General features: G+C 35.0%; 19 protein-coding genes. 2 read left to right on the top strand and 17 right to left on the bottom strand.

Features of this window, described 5'->3' with window-relative positions; all coding sequences use genetic code 11:
• Nucleotides 1-27 precede the first annotated feature (27 nt).
• Nucleotides 28-300 (bottom strand): DUF6123 family protein, encoded by a 273-nt coding sequence (locus JR050_RS16775; protein WP_346726769.1) that lies wholly within the window; start codon nucleotides 298-300, stop codon nucleotides 28-30.
• A 76-nt stretch (nucleotides 301-376) separates the two neighbouring features.
• Complete coding sequence (locus JR050_RS16770) at nucleotides 377-835, bottom strand: divergent PAP2 family protein (protein WP_204204768.1); 459 nt, start codon at nucleotides 833-835, stop codon at nucleotides 377-379.
• A 103-nt stretch (nucleotides 836-938) separates the two neighbouring features.
• Here JR050_RS16770 and sspL point away from each other — a divergent pair, with 103 nt between their 5' ends.
• Nucleotides 939-1,067 carry a small, acid-soluble spore protein L gene (gene sspL / locus JR050_RS16765; RefSeq protein WP_204204765.1) on the top strand — a complete coding sequence of 43 codons (129 nt, stop codon included), beginning with the start codon at nucleotides 939-941 and terminating at the stop codon, nucleotides 1,065-1,067.
• A 26-nt stretch (nucleotides 1,068-1,093) separates the two neighbouring features.
• On the opposite strand, the gene JR050_RS16760 is transcribed toward sspL, so the two are convergent.
• From JR050_RS16760 to JR050_RS16715, 11 genes are all read right to left on the bottom strand, one after another.
• A complete protein-coding gene (locus JR050_RS16760) occupies nucleotides 1,094-1,945 on the bottom strand; it encodes a 5'-3' exonuclease (RefSeq protein ID WP_204205131.1) in 852 nt (283 codons plus the stop codon).
• Between the two features lie 255 nt (nucleotides 1,946-2,200).
• The gene (locus tag JR050_RS16755) at nucleotides 2,201-2,830 is read right to left on the bottom strand and encodes a hypothetical protein (protein ID WP_204204763.1); all 630 of its coding nucleotides are present in this window, start codon (nucleotides 2,828-2,830) and stop codon (nucleotides 2,201-2,203) included.
• 326 nt (nucleotides 2,831-3,156) lie between these two features.
• A complete protein-coding gene (locus JR050_RS20600; RefSeq protein WP_283244090.1) occupies nucleotides 3,157-3,285 on the bottom strand; it encodes a hypothetical protein in 129 nt (42 codons plus the stop codon).
• A 111-nt stretch (nucleotides 3,286-3,396) separates the two neighbouring features.
• Nucleotides 3,397-4,224 (bottom strand): sulfurtransferase, encoded by an 828-nt coding sequence (locus tag JR050_RS16750; RefSeq protein WP_204204761.1) that lies wholly within the window; start codon nucleotides 4,222-4,224, stop codon nucleotides 3,397-3,399.
• Nucleotides 4,224-4,490 carry a YpbS family protein gene (locus JR050_RS16745; protein WP_204204760.1) on the bottom strand — a complete coding sequence of 89 codons (267 nt, stop codon included), beginning with the start codon at nucleotides 4,488-4,490 and terminating at the stop codon, nucleotides 4,224-4,226. The genes JR050_RS16750 and JR050_RS16745 overlap by 1 nt, the downstream gene beginning before the upstream one ends.
• Complete coding sequence (locus JR050_RS16740) at nucleotides 4,477-4,686, bottom strand: hypothetical protein (RefSeq protein ID WP_204204759.1); 210 nt, start codon at nucleotides 4,684-4,686, stop codon at nucleotides 4,477-4,479. Before JR050_RS16740 ends, JR050_RS16745 begins: the two co-directional genes overlap by 14 nt.
• A 10-nt stretch (nucleotides 4,687-4,696) precedes the next feature.
• The gene (locus JR050_RS16735) at nucleotides 4,697-8,383 is read right to left on the bottom strand and encodes a dynamin family protein (protein WP_204204758.1); all 3,687 of its coding nucleotides are present in this window, start codon (nucleotides 8,381-8,383) and stop codon (nucleotides 4,697-4,699) included.
• 127 nt (nucleotides 8,384-8,510) lie between these two features.
• A complete protein-coding gene (locus JR050_RS16730; protein WP_204204756.1) occupies nucleotides 8,511-9,071 on the bottom strand; it encodes an isoprenylcysteine carboxyl methyltransferase family protein in 561 nt (186 codons plus the stop codon).
• A gap of 1 nt (nucleotide 9,072) precedes the next feature.
• Nucleotides 9,073-10,164: a type III polyketide synthase gene (locus JR050_RS16725; protein WP_204204753.1), complete on the bottom strand. Its 1,092-nt coding sequence runs from the start codon at nucleotides 10,162-10,164 to the stop codon at nucleotides 9,073-9,075.
• 198 nt (nucleotides 10,165-10,362) lie between these two features.
• A complete protein-coding gene (locus tag JR050_RS16720) occupies nucleotides 10,363-10,887 on the bottom strand; it encodes a GNAT family N-acetyltransferase (RefSeq protein WP_204204751.1) in 525 nt (174 codons plus the stop codon).
• A gap of 256 nt (nucleotides 10,888-11,143) precedes the next feature.
• Entirely contained in the window at nucleotides 11,144-12,256 is a 1,113-nt protein-coding gene (locus JR050_RS16715) for a PRK06851 family protein (RefSeq protein ID WP_204204750.1), read from the bottom strand.
• Between the two features lie 239 nt (nucleotides 12,257-12,495).
• Between JR050_RS16715 and JR050_RS16710 the strand changes: the two genes are divergently transcribed.
• Nucleotides 12,496-14,061, top strand: a complete 1,566-nt coding sequence (locus JR050_RS16710) for an alkaline phosphatase family protein (protein WP_204204749.1) — start codon at nucleotides 12,496-12,498, stop codon at nucleotides 14,059-14,061.
• A gap of 72 nt (nucleotides 14,062-14,133) precedes the next feature.
• Here JR050_RS16710 and JR050_RS16705 read toward each other — a convergent pair whose 3' ends face one another.
• The 4 genes from JR050_RS16705 to JR050_RS16690 form a co-directional block, all read right to left on the bottom strand.
• Nucleotides 14,134-14,907 (bottom strand): SDR family NAD(P)-dependent oxidoreductase, encoded by a 774-nt coding sequence (locus tag JR050_RS16705; RefSeq protein ID WP_204204746.1) that lies wholly within the window; start codon nucleotides 14,905-14,907, stop codon nucleotides 14,134-14,136.
• Nucleotides 14,908-14,910: 3 nt separating this feature from the next.
• Entirely contained in the window at nucleotides 14,911-15,477 is a 567-nt protein-coding gene (locus JR050_RS16700; RefSeq protein WP_204204745.1) for a beta-class carbonic anhydrase, read from the bottom strand.
• A gap of 199 nt (nucleotides 15,478-15,676) precedes the next feature.
• Nucleotides 15,677-16,180 carry a LysM peptidoglycan-binding domain-containing protein gene (locus JR050_RS16695; protein ID WP_204204742.1) on the bottom strand — a complete coding sequence of 168 codons (504 nt, stop codon included), beginning with the start codon at nucleotides 16,178-16,180 and terminating at the stop codon, nucleotides 15,677-15,679.
• 259 nt (nucleotides 16,181-16,439) lie between these two features.
• Entirely contained in the window at nucleotides 16,440-16,850 is a 411-nt protein-coding gene (locus JR050_RS16690) for a hypothetical protein (protein WP_204204741.1), read from the bottom strand.
• Between the last annotated feature and the right edge of the window lie 330 nt (nucleotides 16,851-17,180).

The following is a 17,180-nucleotide window of genomic DNA, read 5'->3' as shown; positions in this document are numbered from 1 at the left end:
ACTAAATTTTAGTGGGTTTTCTACATTTTAAACGCTAATTATACCTTTATTTTGTGCATATTGAAAAGCCTGCTTTTTCGAAGTAATTCCTTCGCTTTTTAGTTGTTCTAAGAGGGCTACAAAATAACTTCCATCAAATTGGAGCTGAGCCTTTAACGTTATCTCAATGGCATGGATGACTTGTTCATCACTAGCACCAGCATACATTTGTCCAAACGAAATGAAACCTAACGCCTCTTCCCCAAAAACAAATCCTTTTTCCATTAAAAATTCAACATAGTCATTCACTGTTTTTTTCACTGCAACTGACACTTCTCCCCTAATTTCGACAAACTTTATCTATTTCTATCATACAAAATATTTGGCACATTTACCATTATTTATTTGTAAGGAAATGTGCGATTGTTCCTGTGACCACCCCTAAAAGTGCACCAGCGATTACTTCTTCCGGTTGATGGCCAAGCATTTCTTTTAACCTTTTTTCCTTGTTATCATGATAATGATGATCTTCTTGTCCTTGAAGCCTTTCAACTTCTTCGTCTATTTCATTTACTGCAATAGTAAGTTCCCCTGCCTGACGTCTAACCCCTTGAGCATCATACATGACAATCATCCCAAAAATGGATGCAAGGGCAAAGTCAATGGTAGAAACCCCGCGATCTAGTGCGACATACGTAGCTAATGATGTAACACCAGCAGAATGGGAGCTTGGCATACCACCTGAATCATTAAAGGTACCCCAATCCCAGACACCTGTTTTAGCTTGTTTTATTGGTATTTTTAAAAACTGGGCTAACCCTATTGTTGCAATCGCTGTAATAATACCCTTGTTCATAATATCACCTCAATCTTATTCTTTAAGTTGAGGGAATAAACTATTCGTTCTTTACATAAATGTTGTTTCCTCTTCAAACACTATTAATGGAGGTGAAGCTTCAATGACACATAAACATAATCGTGGCCAAAAGGCACAAGGAATTAACCCACAAGGCTATGCGCAGGATGAACATACTCCAGATCCAAAAACTAAATTAGAAAATGCTGCAAAACGATCAAATACAAAATAGGAATGGGGATTCCCCATTCCTATTTATTAACCTAAAAGTCGATCTAGCCCTTTAAATTCAAGCTCTTTAAATGTCAAAAGGGCTCGATCTTTATTCACATTAAAAATTGCTTCCTCTAGATTACACTCAATAGGTACCTCACAATGAATACGAGCTAATCGATGTGAAAGATGTAACATCTCGATACTATCTTCAATTTTAGCACGTTGTGATTTTGTTAACTTTGGTAAATTCTCAAGTATTCCTTCAATCGTTCCGTACTCAATTAACAACTTCAACGCTGTCTTTTCGCCAATCCCTTTCACTCCTGGATAGTTATCACTCGGATCACCCATCAGTGCTTTAAGATCAATCATTTGGTCTGGTGTAATGCCTTTCTCTTCAAACAACCTTTCAGGCTTGTACACCTCATAATTCCCAAAACCATTACGTACAATTGCTACAGAAATATGTTCATCCAATAACTGAAGAATATCTCGATCTCCCGTTACTATTGTGATGTCATAATCCCCACTATATTTCTTTGCGATAGTACCAATACAGTCATCTGCTTCATAACCAACCAGCCCTATATTAGGAATATCTAATGAATCCACTACTTCCTTAACTAAATCAAACTGAGGGATTAATTCAACCGGTGCTTCACCACGATTTGCTTTGTATTCAGGGAATTCTTCGTTTCTAAACGTTTTACTTCCCATATCCCAACAACAAATTACATGACTCGGATTAAAGTGGTCAATTGCCGTAAATAAATGCTTAATAAATCCATGTACGCCATTTGTAGGCATACCCTTACTATTTATCATAAAATAATTGCTCACCGCAGTTGCATAAAACGCTCTGAACAATAATGCCATCCCATCTACAAGTAGCATTTTTTTATTTGTCTCTGCCACATTTACACCCCTTTTCACTTTTGCATGTCTATTATAACATAGTATGAAAATTGGATGATTGTTAGTTATTGGCTAATAAAATAATCATAGTTTCTCTGAAGAGTTACTACTAAACAAGACATAGAGACTTCATATAAATTCAAATACGGTATTATTTCTATGCATAAATCCATTGAAAAATAGAAAGAAATAGGGCTTAGTTGTTTGCACACACACCAATAGAACTAATGAAAGCTATTTTGTTACCTCACTTGAATCTGGTAGGGTTCGCTTTACTTCTACATTCACTTTTCTTAACTCTGTATAGATGCGTCGTTTATTTAGTTGAACATCCTTCGTTACAGGCATATGAAAGACTTCTCCATTTTGGTAAGTAAAGACAAGATCACCTTCAACCATAACACCATTTCTAACAACTTGAAGTTGCTCAGCATGAGTGACATCTTGCCATTTAAATGTCTCAGTCCCAACACCCCAAAATTCATTGTAATGTATACCTTGGTTATCTAAATAAAAATAATGATTTAATGAAAGGATAATGGCAATTGCCCCAGGAAATGCAAGTATTAAAAATAATAAATGCTTTACTTTCTTTCCCTTTAACAACATCCTATTTCTATAAATTAAATACAAAATCATGACAATAGCAAACCAAAATAAAGACCCGGCAAATATTGCATAATTTGAATTTGGTGTTGTAAAAAACCATCCATTAATGTGGTTACTTATAAAAATATCCTGATATGTATAAATCACAACAAAAGGTAAAAAAATGCATGAAAATACTAGGATAATGCTTGTCATAATGAGGAATTTGGATAAATCAAATTGCTTCTTTTTCGTTGTAATTGTATAACTTGACATAAGTTGTTCTCCTTTTTAGGTTCTTTCATACATCTTATCAGATTTTTCCAAATAAAGAGAACACTTTATTTTTTTATATTATGTTTTGTAAATCAATGATGTTGATTTCCTTTTCATGTACTTATTTTTCGTTAATTGTGCTTTAAATCTTCGCTAGGAGTCAAATACCTCCCACTACACCTCCGCTATTGCCTTAAAATTGACATAGATAGTTAAAATACAGCTTATATAAAAATACCCTGTCAACATAAGACAGGGTCGGTTTTATAACAATGACTCCCACAACTGCCGTTATGTATGCAAACTAACACCGTAGGAGGAAATTGTTACTTCTTTTTCTTCATTCCTGCTTTCTCTGCTTCTACTTCCGCATAGGATTGAAATTCTGGAGAATTTCCCTTTTTTACATTATCATTGCGTTGAGCATTGGCATTAGCGTTTTTCGTTCTTCCCATCTTCATCACTCCTTTTCTAAGAATGTTATAAACCATAGATAGTATTTGTAGCTTTTTCGTTTTTATGTTGACCAGAGAAATAGAAAAAGCCCTTCTCCATTAGGAAAAGGACTATTTAGAAGAAATTGGGTTATCCGAATATGTTATCCAATCACTCCAGCTACCTGCATAAAGCAACACATTCTCATAACCCGCTTCTTTTAGTGAGAGGATATTAGGACAAGCTGTAACACCCGATCCACAATATACAATTACTTCTTTGTCTTTTGGTATGTTTTGAAATCGCTTTTCTAAATGCGCTTGGTTCTTCCATAATCCATTCTCAAATGACTCTTGCCAAAAATAGTTCACAGCACCTGGAATATGGCCAGAAATTTTATCAATTGGCTCTTCAATCCCAAGATAGCGATTAGGTTCTCTCGAATCAATTAGAATGGTTTGGGGATTATCTAACTTCGCTTTTACATCCTCTACTGAAGCCACAATATGTTTTTGTATAGAAGGATGGAAATTCCTTCGCTTAATAGCTGAAATAGCTGTATCTAAAGGTAGTCCTTGCTCTTTCCAAGAACTAAAATTTCCGTTCAAAACAAACACATCTTCATGCCCTAAGTACTTCATTAGCCACCATAACCTGGAGGCCATCGCCCCATTTTGGTCGTCATAGGCAACGACCGTTACCAAATCATCTACACCTAACCTTGAAAGCTTTTCAGTTAGTTTTTGTATATCAGGAAGCGGATGCCTCCCACCATGCTCTTGAATTTCACTCGATAAGTCTTTTTCTAAGTCCATATAAAAAGCATTAGGGAGGTGTTCTTCTGTATACAACTTCGCTCCTGCTGCCGGGTCATGTAACTGAAATCGACAATCAAATATTCTTACGTTTGGATTATCAATATTTTCTAGTACCCATTCAAATGACTTGATATTACTCATTAACGGTTTCCTTTTAATTTCGTTGCATACTCCTGAACCATATGTTCTGTAACCAATTTTCGCACTGGGATAATACCTTGTTTTGCTAACTCATTAATTTGAAGAGTTACTTTATTTATACTTTCAGTTGAAAACTCTTTTCCTTCAAGGCATAACGATACGGCATCATCAATGAACCTCTCTCGTTGTCCCTCTAACATTAAAAATTGTTTTACTAGCTCATGTTGTTTAGATGAGTGAGCTGATATTTCCTTATGAACTGACATTGAAATCTCCTTCCTTCTCAAACCCTCTTTTTTTCATTAATTGTACTACATTCTCTTTTGGCGTCCAGCAATTGAACTGATATTTTGGGTTTGTTGCAAATCCTAATCGTGAACATCGAAAGCTTACGCCTTTATCTGTTTTATCTACCGTATAGTGAATACATGTTGCACAAGCATGAAATGGATGATTGCTCATGACAGTCTCCCTACTTTATCATTTCTGTTACATTTGCTTCTATCTTCTTTAACTGTTCCACGTCAATTTTTTCAGATAACACTTCAAGCATACCATCAAAATAATTCTCCATTTCAACTTCTGCACGTTCTTTCCAATCTTCTAGTTGTCTAATGAAATTAGATGCATAATATTCAGCCATATTTTCTTCATTGTTCATGAGGTACGATGAAACAGGCTCTTGTAATAGCTTTTCAAGTTCATCTCTCATTTGCTTTTTCCCGCCCTTTTCAAAGAAGGTTTTTGCGTTTTTAAAGGACGATATTTCCTTTTGGAACATATCCTTTGATAGTTGCTCCGCCATGTTTTCGAACGGCAAGAGATCTATTCTTGAAGGATCTTTATATGTGAGTTGTAAGGTTTGTTGAATGTTTTGAATGTCCACATTTGCTTGGTTGTGGACAGACTTTAATTGCTTTTTCACAAAGCCTTCTACTCGTACACTCGTTGCACGAAGTTCCTGAATTAAATCAAACGCTACAAACTCAAGAAGTTCATCAAGACTATTGTTTAATGCTCTTTTTATATTCTTTTCTTCATCTTTTAAAACAGACGGATGGAAGGATTCATTGAACATATCAGAAAAACGTAAGAACACACGTTGTTTAACATAATACAATAACTCTTTTACTTCTTTATGGATTGCACGCAAATGTGATTCTGTCTGGATACTTGAAATTATTTCATTAATTTTGCTTTGTGCTTCAGCAAGTTTCAGTTTACGGTGTTCTTTTTCTTCATTTCCTATTAGAGCTGTTTCCATATATTCTCTAATAACATTTTTTACTCTATGAAGATCTAATCTTGCTGATGTTACGGTTAATTCTGTTAACTCGTGGTGAATAAAGTCTTTAAATGCTATCTCAAACTTTGATATCCCTGAACTATTCATCACACTTTGTTGTTCAATGTTAAGCCCTTGCTTTTCTTGTAATGCTAGTAAGCTAGAGATTGGATATAGTCTCGGATTTCTAATACCGTATGCTAACAGCTGACTACTTACATAGTTTTGAACAATTTCAAGTTCATCTAGTGATGAAGCAAGATCTGCCGCATTAATCATAAAGAACATTTTATCTAGCTCAAACGCATCTTTGACACGTCCAAGCTGTATTAAAAACTCCCGGTCAGCTTTGGAAAAGGCATGATTGTAATACGTTACAAAGAGAATTGCATCTGCATTCTTAATATACTCAAACGCTACACCAGTATGGCGAGCATTAATGGAGTCAGCGCCTGGAGTGTCTACTAGGGTAATTCCTTGTCTTGTAAAATCACAGTCATAATACACTTCAATCCATTCAACAAAACAAGATTTCTCCTCTTTGGCTACATAGTCTTCAAATTCTTTTAGTCCTACATATAGTAACTGACCAAAGTTATCTTTCACTTCATCAAATCCGTATAGAACAGCATTTAAAAAGCTATAATGTGGTTTCTGACGCGGCTCAATCTGTTCAAGCTTCAATATTTCTTGAATTTGCAGCAATGAGTCAGAAATGGTTGTGAAATCCTTATCAAAGAACTTGAGTGAGAAGGCTAGATCTTTTTCCATTTGTTTTTCTTCCTTCACCTGCACTCGAACAGTACCGTGTCTGTATTCATTTGTTACTGGTTTAATTTTATTAATCGTAGCAGTCGTTGGATTTGGTGAAACTGGTAGTAATTTCTCCCCAATTAATGCATTCGCAAATGAAGATTTACCTGCACTAAATGCACCAAATAACGCTACTGTAAAGGATTGATTTTTTAGTCGAGTTGCCTTTTCAGATAATTCCTTAATGACAGTTTGTAACCCTCTAACCTCTTGAAGAGAATCGACAACTGATTCGATTTTAGTTATCATTTCACCTGTACTATAATCGGAATCTTTGGCTTTCACGGGTTCTTCAGTTGGAATCGCTGTTTTCTCTGTAACTACTTCTTCTACTTCTACTACAGGTTTAGCAGTAATTACATCGTTTGAAATTGATTTTTTTTCATCTTTAAAAGATTCAAGTAGTAGGTTCTTCACTTCAGTAATGTTTTTTGATGGTCCGTTTACCAAACAATCTAGTAAACTTTCTCTAGTCTCATTTAATTTAGTTTCTAACATCTTCAGTTCAGTTAGAGCTGCTCTATATTTCTGAACATGTTCTATTTCTTTCGTTAATAATGTAATCTTGGATTGGCTTTGAACTTTCAGAATAGGCAGCCAAGATTCTATTTGAATTGTCGCAGCGTTACGGTATTTACGTTTACACTCGGCTGCAACATCATTCGTGAAATTTAGCACACTATCTCCTGTTACTTGAGCACCTTTTTTCACTAAATTTCTAATATCATCTGGTGAAATGGTAACGTTTAAATCATACAATTCATTTGCTTCTGTTTCCGATAAACTATATTTCTTAGTGAACTTAGACAGTAATTCCTTAACATGCCAATCAATTTGCGACTGTACCTTTTCAAGAAGGTCAGAATGGAAGGCTTGCAACCTATCTGCTTTTTCTTTTTCCGTTTTTTGCTTAGAAAACAGTAATCCTACTTTGAAATCCGGCTGTTCTGATTCCATAAAGCCTTTTGCTAATTCACGTGTTTGAAATGGCATAATATAAGCATTATCAAGTACTTTATTCAATTCTCCTTGAAACCACTCATATGCTTTCTCAGAAAGTTGACTAGCTATTGATTTTTCTTGTTCCATTTGTTGGATCTTGTATAAGATGTTATTTCTATCCTCACGATCTATGCTTGATAATTCTTTCTCCCACTTTTCAAACGAATCATGATCTTGATCTTTCATAAACTCAATATGATCATCAATAACGTTTTTAGATGCATTTACGATCCCTTGTAGAAGAGCATCCTCTTTCTTTTCCCACACAAGTGAAAGATATGATTTTAAATCAGACAATTGATTTTGCTCATGATTTTTTTCTCTAATACTCGTGTAGAAAATATCATTTGGTTCTACACCCCAGTCATGAAACGCTTGTTGAACTCCAGCTTTGAATTGTTCAAACGGAAGCTCTGACTCTTGATGCTTATCAATCTGATTAATAATTAAATAAAGTGGTTTATCCATTTCTTGAAGCTTTTTTGTAAAATGAAAACTCACTTCAGATTGAACATGATTGTAGTCCATCATATAAAAGATAATGTCTGCTAAGTGTAGGGCAGATTCAGTTGCTACACGATGGGCGTCATCAACTGAATCGATACCTGGTGTATCAAGTATAGTTACTCCATTAGGAATGAACGAAGAATTCGTACCAATTTCAATCCATTCCACTTCCCCGCCATCCATACAAAACTTCTTTACTTCATCTATGTCGTAAGGTGCAGGAAATTCCACAACCTCACCGTTAAACATATACACACGTGCTATTTTCTCACCTGAACGAACTTTTACTAAATTCGCACTTGTTGGAATGGGGCTTGAAGGCAAAATATCACTACCTGCAAGTTCATTAATCATACTGGACTTCCCTGCAGAGAAGTGCCCGCAAAAACCGATGCTATATTCTCGATCATACAGTTTTTTTATCAGCTGTTTCATTTTCCTAGATTGCTCACTATCCCCTGATTTTTCAATTACAGAATAAACACCAGTTAAGTTTGTGAGCAAATTGTCTTCCGTAAGTCTTTGTTCTCCGGCTGCTATCTTATGACTCATGACGTGCATATCTCCTTTTTACTATCCATTAAAACGTTTTCTATTCTATATTCTACTGTATTCCTGCATAATTTCCTATAAAAAATAGGTCGTACAATAAGAAAAAAGGCTAGTTTATCTAGCCTTTTTACGATTTCTTTAAAGGTGTTGGAAATCTGGAGATCTCTTTAAACTGCTCTGTGTAATCTGTTACACTCATTAAAGCCTTCTCTTCTAGAGGGATACGGACAGAAAGCATGAGAACATTTAAAATCGTAAAGATAACTGCAGTCCAAAATGCCTCGAACAGCATCGGAATCACTAATATCTCAAGAGCAACAATTGTATAGTTAGGATGCCTGAAGTATTTGTATGGACCTTTCTTTACTATGGATGTATTTGGTAAAACGATAATTTTCGTGTTCCAATACTTCCCTAATGAAGATAATGCCCAAATACGGATTGCCTGGGTAACGAAAAATAATGAAAGTAATACCGGCCACCACGAGGATAGTTGCTTATTTAGGACAAGCACTTCTACAAGTAATGCAACAAAGAACATGATATGCATTGTAACCATGATTGGATAATGTTCTTGTCCATATTCGACTCCTCCTTGTCCTTTCATCCACTTTTCATTTTTTCGTGCAATATAAAGCTCCAAAACCCTTTGAAGCACAATAATCGAAACAAATAGTATGAATAACATGTTACCCCACCCACCTTACGAGCAACAACTCAGAACTAAAACCTGGTCCTAATGCAGCAATTAATCCAAATTCATTTTTCGGAATATTTTGCTTCATGAATTCTTCTAGCACATAATAAACCGTAGCAGATGACATGTTTCCGTGCTCCCTGAGAATCTTTTGTGAAATCTTTGTTTTCTCTTTGCCGAAACCTAGGGATTCCTCGTATGCCTCAATTACTTTTTTTCCACCAGGATGAGCAATAAAATGCTGAATATCCGCTAATTTTAATTGGTGTTTTTCGAGGAATTTTTCTACATTTGGTTTTAACCACGATTTTATGATTGATGGTATATCTTTTGAAAAAATTACAAACAATCCTTCATTTTTTATATCCCAACCCATCACCTCTTCTGAATTAGGCATTAAAGTTGATTGTGTATCAACAATTGAAGGAAATGCTTTTGTTACCTCATTTTGCTTCATTGCAGCTGAGTCACCAATTACAAGTACCGCAGCAACCCCATCAGAAAATAATGAGGTTCCCACTAAATTACTTTTTGATCGGTCATTTCGTTGAAAAGTGAGACTACATAGTTCAACGGAGACTACTAACACCTTTGCCTTTGGATAAGCTAAACAATACTCGTATGCACGAGATAAACCCGCTGCGCCACCCGCGCAGCCTAATCCCCATATTGGTATTCGTTTTGTGTGAGGAGAAAATGGTAAATGATTCATAATTTTCGCTTCGATACTTGGAGTCGATATTCCTGTTGTAGAAATGAAAAAAATAGCATCTATTTCCTTGTATGGTATGTTTTTTGGTAAAAATGCTTGATTATGTAAACAATTTATTATCGCTTTCATTCCGAATTCAACGGCATGTTTGATATACGTGTTATTTTTCTCCTCAAACGTATGGTCTTGCCTAAACCATGTTATATCTTCAGCAAGGTTTCTACTCTGAATTTCAGCGTTTTCAAACACCTTTAGTAATCGTGGAAGATCTTTGAATGATTGCTGGAAGAGCTCAGCAGCAAATTCCATCGTTGTCTCTTGAGTTAAATGGTTCGGTGGAATACAAACACCGACAGAAGCTATTTTAGGCATACCATCCCACCTTTTTTCTGTTTCACTACCATTACTTTTTTCCAAATACAATCAGACTATTCATTATTTACCATAATAACGGCATAAAAAAAGCTTCCCTAGTTGGGAAGCAAACGTTTTTTGGAGAATTTATAAGTTGTTGTGCAAATTTATTATAACTCAATTTCAATACTACAACACTACTTAAAATTTGGAAATTCAAAAGAAATACGCCATAAAAATTTCATCATCTAATCGATTATTAATTTTCACTTGCCCCTTCTGAATTCCTTCTTCTACAAAACCATATTTTTTGTAAAGGTAATGTGCACCTTCGTTAGAGGCAAACACAGTTAGCCAAATCTTATGTATTCCTGCTTTTCTCCCCCACTCTAGTGTTGATTGCATAATAGCATTTCCAATTCCTAAGCCCTGCGCTTCGTCGATAATCCATGTTCGAAATACACCAGTATGCTCTTTCATGGATAAATCACCCTTCATCACTCGTGCTATCCCTACGATTTTCCCTTTCCATATTACTGTATTGTACATATTTCCTTTGTTCATCATATCTTCAATGAATGCTTCTTCTTCCTTAATCGAACGGACTGTTTCCTTTTGTATATACATTCCTGCCTCGATAATTGATTGAACAGCGCGAACGATTTCTCTAGCATCCTCCTTGTGAACAGGTCTAATCGTATAAATTGAGCCATCTTTCGCCTCATATTGTTTTCTCGTCATAAACACCTTCTCCTTATCTTATATAAAGTAGAATTCCATTGTATGTAAAAATAAAAAACGGCAATTTCTGCCGTTTTTTATTTTGGCTCTGTTAAACAATAATGTTGATTTTCGGTGCTGCACCCGTTTTCCTTGGTGCTACGGGAGCCTCCGTCACTATGCTACTGCATGAGTCTCACCTGCAGGAGTCTCGCACCATTCACTACAATCAACATATAGCTAAAATTCAAGACTGTACTTTAACAGTGCCTTTATTTTAATTACTATGATTATTTTTTACAGTTGCGATGTAGAGGATTTCCTCAAGCACTTCTTCTCGTTTTATATCAACTTTTTCAAAATCCATTGCTTGCATATAGAATTCTTCTAATCTATCGTGTAACCTCTTTGCTTCACTTAGGAAATTTGTCGCTAATGTCATCTTGTTTTTGTATGAAGTGTTTAGTTCTCCAATTTCATTACTATGAACATCTTCTACACTGGTGTCCATACATAGCGTAAACATATCTACTACTACATCATTTAAACGATATGGGTCTACTACATGAGGTGCAGTACCATCCATTACAGCAACACTTAATGAAGGGATAATGATCATGTCGATACTTTTTGGATCAAACGCACATGGATAATATTCAACAGATAAACTATTTGCCTCAGCATAAGCACCGATTTTCTTCATGAGTGTTGATTTTCCACTACCTGGTCTACCTTTTATTATATATCTTCGTGTTACATCTTCTGTAATGTTATCAATAAAGTTCACGGCTCCCTTAGGAGTAGCAGCACCGAAAAACTTCTTTGTTACCGTTGGATTTTCTTCTTTCGTAAATGGTATATGAAAAATAGAGCGAATTAAATCCTGAGTGACATGATCGGCTTTGTCAAAGCTCATTGCTCTCAAATATATTTCTTCTCGTTTTAAATGAACTTTTTTCGCTTCTTGCATCGTGCTGTAAGCTGCATTGAAATTTGTTTCAATGTCTTTTGTTAGACTTATAATGATATTTTTATATTGCGCAAGAAAAGCATCATTACGGTAAGCACCTAAATCCACTACTTTTTCCACTACTCCTGGATATTTCGGTTCAATCACATGAGGTGCAGTACCGTCAACGATTCCAACCTTTAACTCAGGAATTATAATGCCATCTAATGATTTATTGTCACTAGAGCAGTGCAGGTACTCCAGGTCATATCCTTTGTCCATCATGACTAAGCCTATTTTTCGCATAAATGTAGACTTACCAGTACCTGGCCCTCCTTTTAAAATATACAATCGATCAAGGTCCTTTATCGCTTGGTCATATAGAGAATAAAATCCTTGACTGGAATTAGAGCCAGCATAGAAGTTTTTAATTTTTGCCACCTTCAACCATCTCCTCATATAGATACTGGATTTTTGCCTAATGATACAGTATGGTTTTCGCTTAAATATTGTGACTTGTACCTTACAGTTTGGAAGATTATCTCTAATCATATAGCCATCATTTACCTATTCCTAAACCTGAATTCAGCCTGATCAATACATCTATAAGGAAAGGTGGAATTAAACACTGAAATTGGGAGAAAGTAAAAAGAATTTCATATTTGAGGGTGAAAAAACCAATGTTCTTTAAACTCGTTATTTCTATCATCATTAGTGTAAGCCTAATTCTTACATCTGGGATTAATAATAATGATAAAAAACCCGCGAATCCTAACGTGATTACTACTTCTTTATCAGAAAAAAAAGTGGTATTAATCGTAATTGATTCATTAATGGAAAGCCCGATGAAGAACGCAATTGAATCTGGACATGCCCCAGCTCTTAAATTTTTCATAAAAAATAGCAATTACTATCCTAAATTAATAAGTTCCTACCCCACTATGTCTGTAACGATCGATAGTTCGTTAATTACAGGTACTTACGCTAATCAACATAAAGTTCCAGGATTAATTTGGTACAACAATTCAGAAAACCGTCTCATCAGTTACGGTAATAATGCTTTAGAAAATATTAAACTTGGTATACCAAATTTCATAAGTGATAGTCTATATAAATTAAATAATGCAGACTTAAGCCATGAAGAATTAACAATATATGAGCAATTAGATAAAGTGGGATTAACGTCTGCATCAATTAACGGACTCGTTTATAGAGGAAATTATGAGCATACATTAAAACTACCTAGGCTCTTATATAAATTCCCTTCAATTCCAAAAGAATTTCGTACAACTGGCCCTCCGTTATTATCTTTTGGACAACTGATTAAAGTAAACCCAACTAACTACTCCCTTTTAAATAATTACGGAATAAGCGATAGAGGTTCTAGAGAGGAGCTAAACTATTTAATCCAACAAAATTTGACACCTAATTTTTCACTAGTTTATTTTCCAGGTAACGATCGACCCATACATAATAAAGGCATTCATACTGTCGACGGTATAATTAAAGTTGATAAAGAGCTCCAAAAAATACTTAACAACTTTTCAAGTTGGGAAGATGCCTTACACGAAATTACATGGGTCATTATTGGTGATAGTAGCCAATCCTCTATATTGGAAGACAAGCAAAGAGCATTAATAGATTTAAGAAGCTTATTAAAGGATTTTATAATTGCTAACTTAGAAGGAATCAAAAAGGACGACGAAATTATTCTTGCTCCAAACGAAAGAATGGCTTATATATATGCTCTAAAACAAGTGGTTTCTATAACATCAATTAGAGAGAAATTAATGAATGATAATCGAATCGGATTTGTTGCATGGAAGGAAGATGAAACTATTCATGTCATGACACCTACTAAAACTACAGTACTAACCTTTAAGAAAAAAGGAAAATATACCGATGAATTTGAACAATCTTGGCATCTGCATGGTGATATGACTATTTTGGATCTAAGTGTTAATAACGAGGGAAGGATTCAATATGGAGACTATCCTGATGGTCTTGCAAGATTATATGGTGCCTTAAACTCACACGATGGGAGGTTCCTAATTGTGGACGCAAAGCCTGGCTTTGAATTTATTGGTGAAAGTTCACCTACTCATATCGGCGGTGGTGCTCACGGTTCTTTACACGCTGTTGATTCTCTAGCACCAATAATTATTGCAGGTACTGAACAAGTACCTGACCATTATAGAATAATTGACTTACAAAAATGGTTATTAAAATTAATTAGAGGTAAGTAGAAGTAGGGCATTATGATAATTTAATCCTGTCGGGCACTTCGAAGATTGTCCGACAGGATTTGTTAACACTAATTAAAACCCTTGAATTGTCATTCCCCCGTCAACAAAAAGCGTTTGACCTGTAATGTATGAGGCAGCATCTGAGCATAAAAAAACAGTTGGGCCCACAAGCTCTGGCAATTCCCCGACACGTTTTAATGGTGTAACAGACAGTATTTCACTAACATATTGTTCATCCTGTAAAAGCTTTTCTGTTAATGGTGTTTTAAAGTACCAAGGGCCGATGGAGTTTACATTTATACCGTATTGTCCCCATTCTAGAGCTAATACTTTTGTCATTTGGATAATCGCCGCTTTCGTAGCAGCATAGACGACTCCTGTACGTAAAGCTACATGTCCAGCAACCGATGAAATGGTAATGATTCTACCATTTTTTCCGTTTTCTTTCATCACTTTACCAACTTCTTGTGCCATCATAAATGCTGATTTTAAGTTAGTATCCATGATTGCATGCCACTCTTCATCTGTTACATCTAAAGCTTTGGATCGTATGTTCATGCCCGCATTATTAATCAAGATATCAATGGTATCAAATTCCATTTTAATTTTATTTACAGCGTTTTGGACATCCTGTCTGCTTGTTACATCAGTTGGAATGTAAAGTACTTTACGTCCTAGCTTTTCTATTTCAGAGGCAACCAGTTTTAGGTCCTCCTCAGTTCTTGATAAAAGCGCTACATCAGCACCCGCCTCTGCAAGTCCGATTGCAATAGCTCTTCCAATTCCACGACCTGCACCTGTTACAACCGCAATTTTATTTGTTAAATCAAATGATGGTAAATACATAGTTTATTGCTCCTTTGCTCCATCAATAACAACATCTAATTTACCTGTGTCTGGATGAATGATCAGACCATGAACGACTGTATTTTTCGGCATTAACGGATGGTTCTTAATCATATTAACTGACTCTAGTACACTTTCCTCCACGCTGCTAAATCCTTGGAGGAAGGATTCAATATTGATTCCAGCATTCTTTAATATATCAATATTTTCTGTACTCACACCAGACTCAATAGCCTTTTCTAAAAGTGGAGTGGCATGCATGCCTGTCATCCCACAATCATGATGACCAACAACAAACACTTCCTTCGCCTTCAGCATATAAACAGCAACCAAAATACTACGCATGATCCCACCAAACGGATGAGAAACTAATGCTCCAGCATTCTTAATGACCTTTGCATCCCCATTAGAAATATTCATTGCCTTAGGAAGTAACTCAACAAGCCTAGTATCCATACAAGTTAAAATCACCATGTTCTTATCAGGATACTTATCTGTATGAAACTTCTCATAGTGCTTATCCTCTACAAAATTTTGATTATATGTAAGAATCTCATCTAACCTTGACATAACCAACCTCCTATCCAATTTATAACCATCTTACAATAAAATTTGAATTTTCACCAAACATTTTACCACTTTAAAGGAGTGGGGGACAGGCCCCCACTCCTTTAAAGTGGTAAAGTTCGTTCCATTGTTAAACACCCTAACCACGAGATTAGAGCGTTTGTGTTTTACTATTGTAAGTTGGATTGTTTATGTTTTAAGGTTATTGAGATACTTTCAGGTTTTGTCCGATATAAATTGTGTTAGATTTTAGGTTGTTCATCACTTTTAGATCTTGCACTGAGGTATTGTATTTATTAGCCAAGCTATAAAGAGTATCACCTTTTCGGATTTTGATAATGACTTCAGTTTTTACTTTTACTAGTTGACCAATGTAGATTGTGTTTGATGTTAAATTGTTCATTTCTTTTAACTTCGCGACAGTTGTTTTATGCTTTTTAGCAAGTGAGTATAGCGTATCACCCTTTTTTATAACAATCTCGTTTGAATCTTTCACCTTTAATATTTTTCCAACATAGATGATGTTTGAAGTTAGTTTATTAGCTAATTTCAACTCCTCTACTGTCATACCGTATTTGTTTGAAATGGAATATAAAGTGTCACCTTTTTTCACTGAAACAATTGTTGAAGCCTCAGCCTTTTGGATTCCAACTATCCCAAATGACAATATAAATCCTAATACAATAGCCATTATTGCTTTTCTCATCTGTCTTCCCCCTGGTGTATGAAATGGTGTTCAATTGATTTGACGGTACCATTAATTGGAAAGTTTCACATAAATAAGCCTAAAAAAGCTCTTTTCGCTGACATTATGGCTAGTTACCTTATTTAATTACATTTAAATCTCCAATCGTTGTGATATTCATGCGTTGACGAAGAGATGCACGCAAAACCTAACTAATTACTTGTTTCTAGACATGTTCGAAATAAAACAACGATCTATCAGAAGACAGAAAAAAAGATCATCAAATTGAGGATCTCTTAGGTTCTGTATTGGATTCAGTATTTTTATATCTCTTCCAAGCATCATAGAAGATTTTCGCCTCAGAGTTTAACCAGTCTTGTGAAGCTTTTTTCTCGAACAAATGTGAATTGTCATTATAAATTCGTTTCGCAAAGTCCAGGTTTAGCTCTCTCACATATTGATTAAATAGATTAAGGATCTTTTTCTCTGATAAAGATAAAGAATTAAAGGAACCAGTTTCTCTTTCAGATTTGATAATCTTAATAAATTCCTTTGCACTTTTGTTTAATAAATTGTAATTATTCGAGTCAGTTAGACGATCCCATTCTCTAAAAATAATTTCACGAGCCCTTGTATAATTAGATTCACCGCACATTTTATTAACTAATATTATGACACTTTCAATCTTCAACTTTGTTCACCTCGGAATGTTGTAAGTAGCACCATTGTGAATCTATCATTTATAAAACTAAACAGTTTTTCCTATTTAAACAAATAAATTTCGAGTAAATATTTAGGTATATAAACCTATACAATTTTATAATACCATTTTTTTCGACAAAATACACAAAAATTTAACTTGAAATCTATATTTTTGTATGAACAATTTTAGTATGCAAAACCATCTGGTTAAAAGAAAATGTTAGTGTTCCCTTTTCTTCAATTCTGATTATTGATTTTTGGGGGCTAGGTACTGGAGCAACATGATCTCTTCCCCCAAAAACAAAACTATCTTAAACGA

This window comes from Bacillus suaedaesalsae (assembly GCF_016890225.1).
Lineage (GTDB): Bacteria > Bacillota > Bacilli > Bacillales > SA4 > Bacillus_BS > Bacillus_BS suaedaesalsae.
Note: the sequence above shows the minus strand (reverse complement) of the source record. Positions and strands in the feature narration are given on the sequence as shown.

Bases quoted from the DNA above. Each gene is read 5' to 3' on its own strand.
- JR050_RS16770 (WP_204204768.1), bottom strand. From the start codon at position 835: ATGAACAAGGGTATTATTACAGCGATTGCAACAATAGGGTTAGCCCAG.
- sspL (WP_204204765.1), top strand. From the start codon at position 939: ATGACACATAAACATAATCGTGGCCAAAAGGCACAAGGAATTAACCCA.
- JR050_RS16760 (WP_204205131.1), bottom strand. From the start codon at position 1,945: ATGCTACTTGTAGATGGGATGGCATTATTGTTCAGAGCGTTTTATGCA.
- JR050_RS16755 (WP_204204763.1), bottom strand. From the start codon at position 2,830: ATGTCAAGTTATACAATTACAACGAAAAAGAAGCAATTTGATTTATCC.
- JR050_RS20600 (WP_283244090.1), bottom strand. From the start codon at position 3,285: ATGGGAAGAACGAAAAACGCTAATGCCAATGCTCAACGCAATGATAAT.
- JR050_RS16750 (WP_204204761.1), bottom strand. From the start codon at position 4,224: ATGAGTAATATCAAGTCATTTGAATGGGTACTAGAAAATATTGATAAT.
- JR050_RS16745 (WP_204204760.1), bottom strand. From the start codon at position 4,490: ATGTCAGTTCATAAGGAAATATCAGCTCACTCATCTAAACAACATGAG.
- JR050_RS16740 (WP_204204759.1), bottom strand. From the start codon at position 4,686: ATGAGCAATCATCCATTTCATGCTTGTGCAACATGTATTCACTATACG.
- JR050_RS16735 (WP_204204758.1), bottom strand. From the start codon at position 8,383: ATGAGTCATAAGATAGCAGCCGGAGAACAAAGACTTACGGAAGACAAT.
- JR050_RS16730 (WP_204204756.1), bottom strand. From the start codon at position 9,071: ATGTTATTCATACTATTTGTTTCGATTATTGTGCTTCAAAGGGTTTTG.
- JR050_RS16725 (WP_204204753.1), bottom strand. From the start codon at position 10,164: ATGCCTAAAATAGCTTCTGTCGGTGTTTGTATTCCACCGAACCATTTA.
- JR050_RS16720 (WP_204204751.1), bottom strand. From the start codon at position 10,887: ATGACGAGAAAACAATATGAGGCGAAAGATGGCTCAATTTATACGATT.
- JR050_RS16710 (WP_204204749.1), top strand. From the start codon at position 12,496: ATGTTCTTTAAACTCGTTATTTCTATCATCATTAGTGTAAGCCTAATT.
- JR050_RS16705 (WP_204204746.1), bottom strand. From the start codon at position 14,907: ATGTATTTACCATCATTTGATTTAACAAATAAAATTGCGGTTGTAACA.
- JR050_RS16700 (WP_204204745.1), bottom strand. From the start codon at position 15,477: ATGTCAAGGTTAGATGAGATTCTTACATATAATCAAAATTTTGTAGAG.
- JR050_RS16695 (WP_204204742.1), bottom strand. From the start codon at position 16,180: ATGAGAAAAGCAATAATGGCTATTGTATTAGGATTTATATTGTCATTT.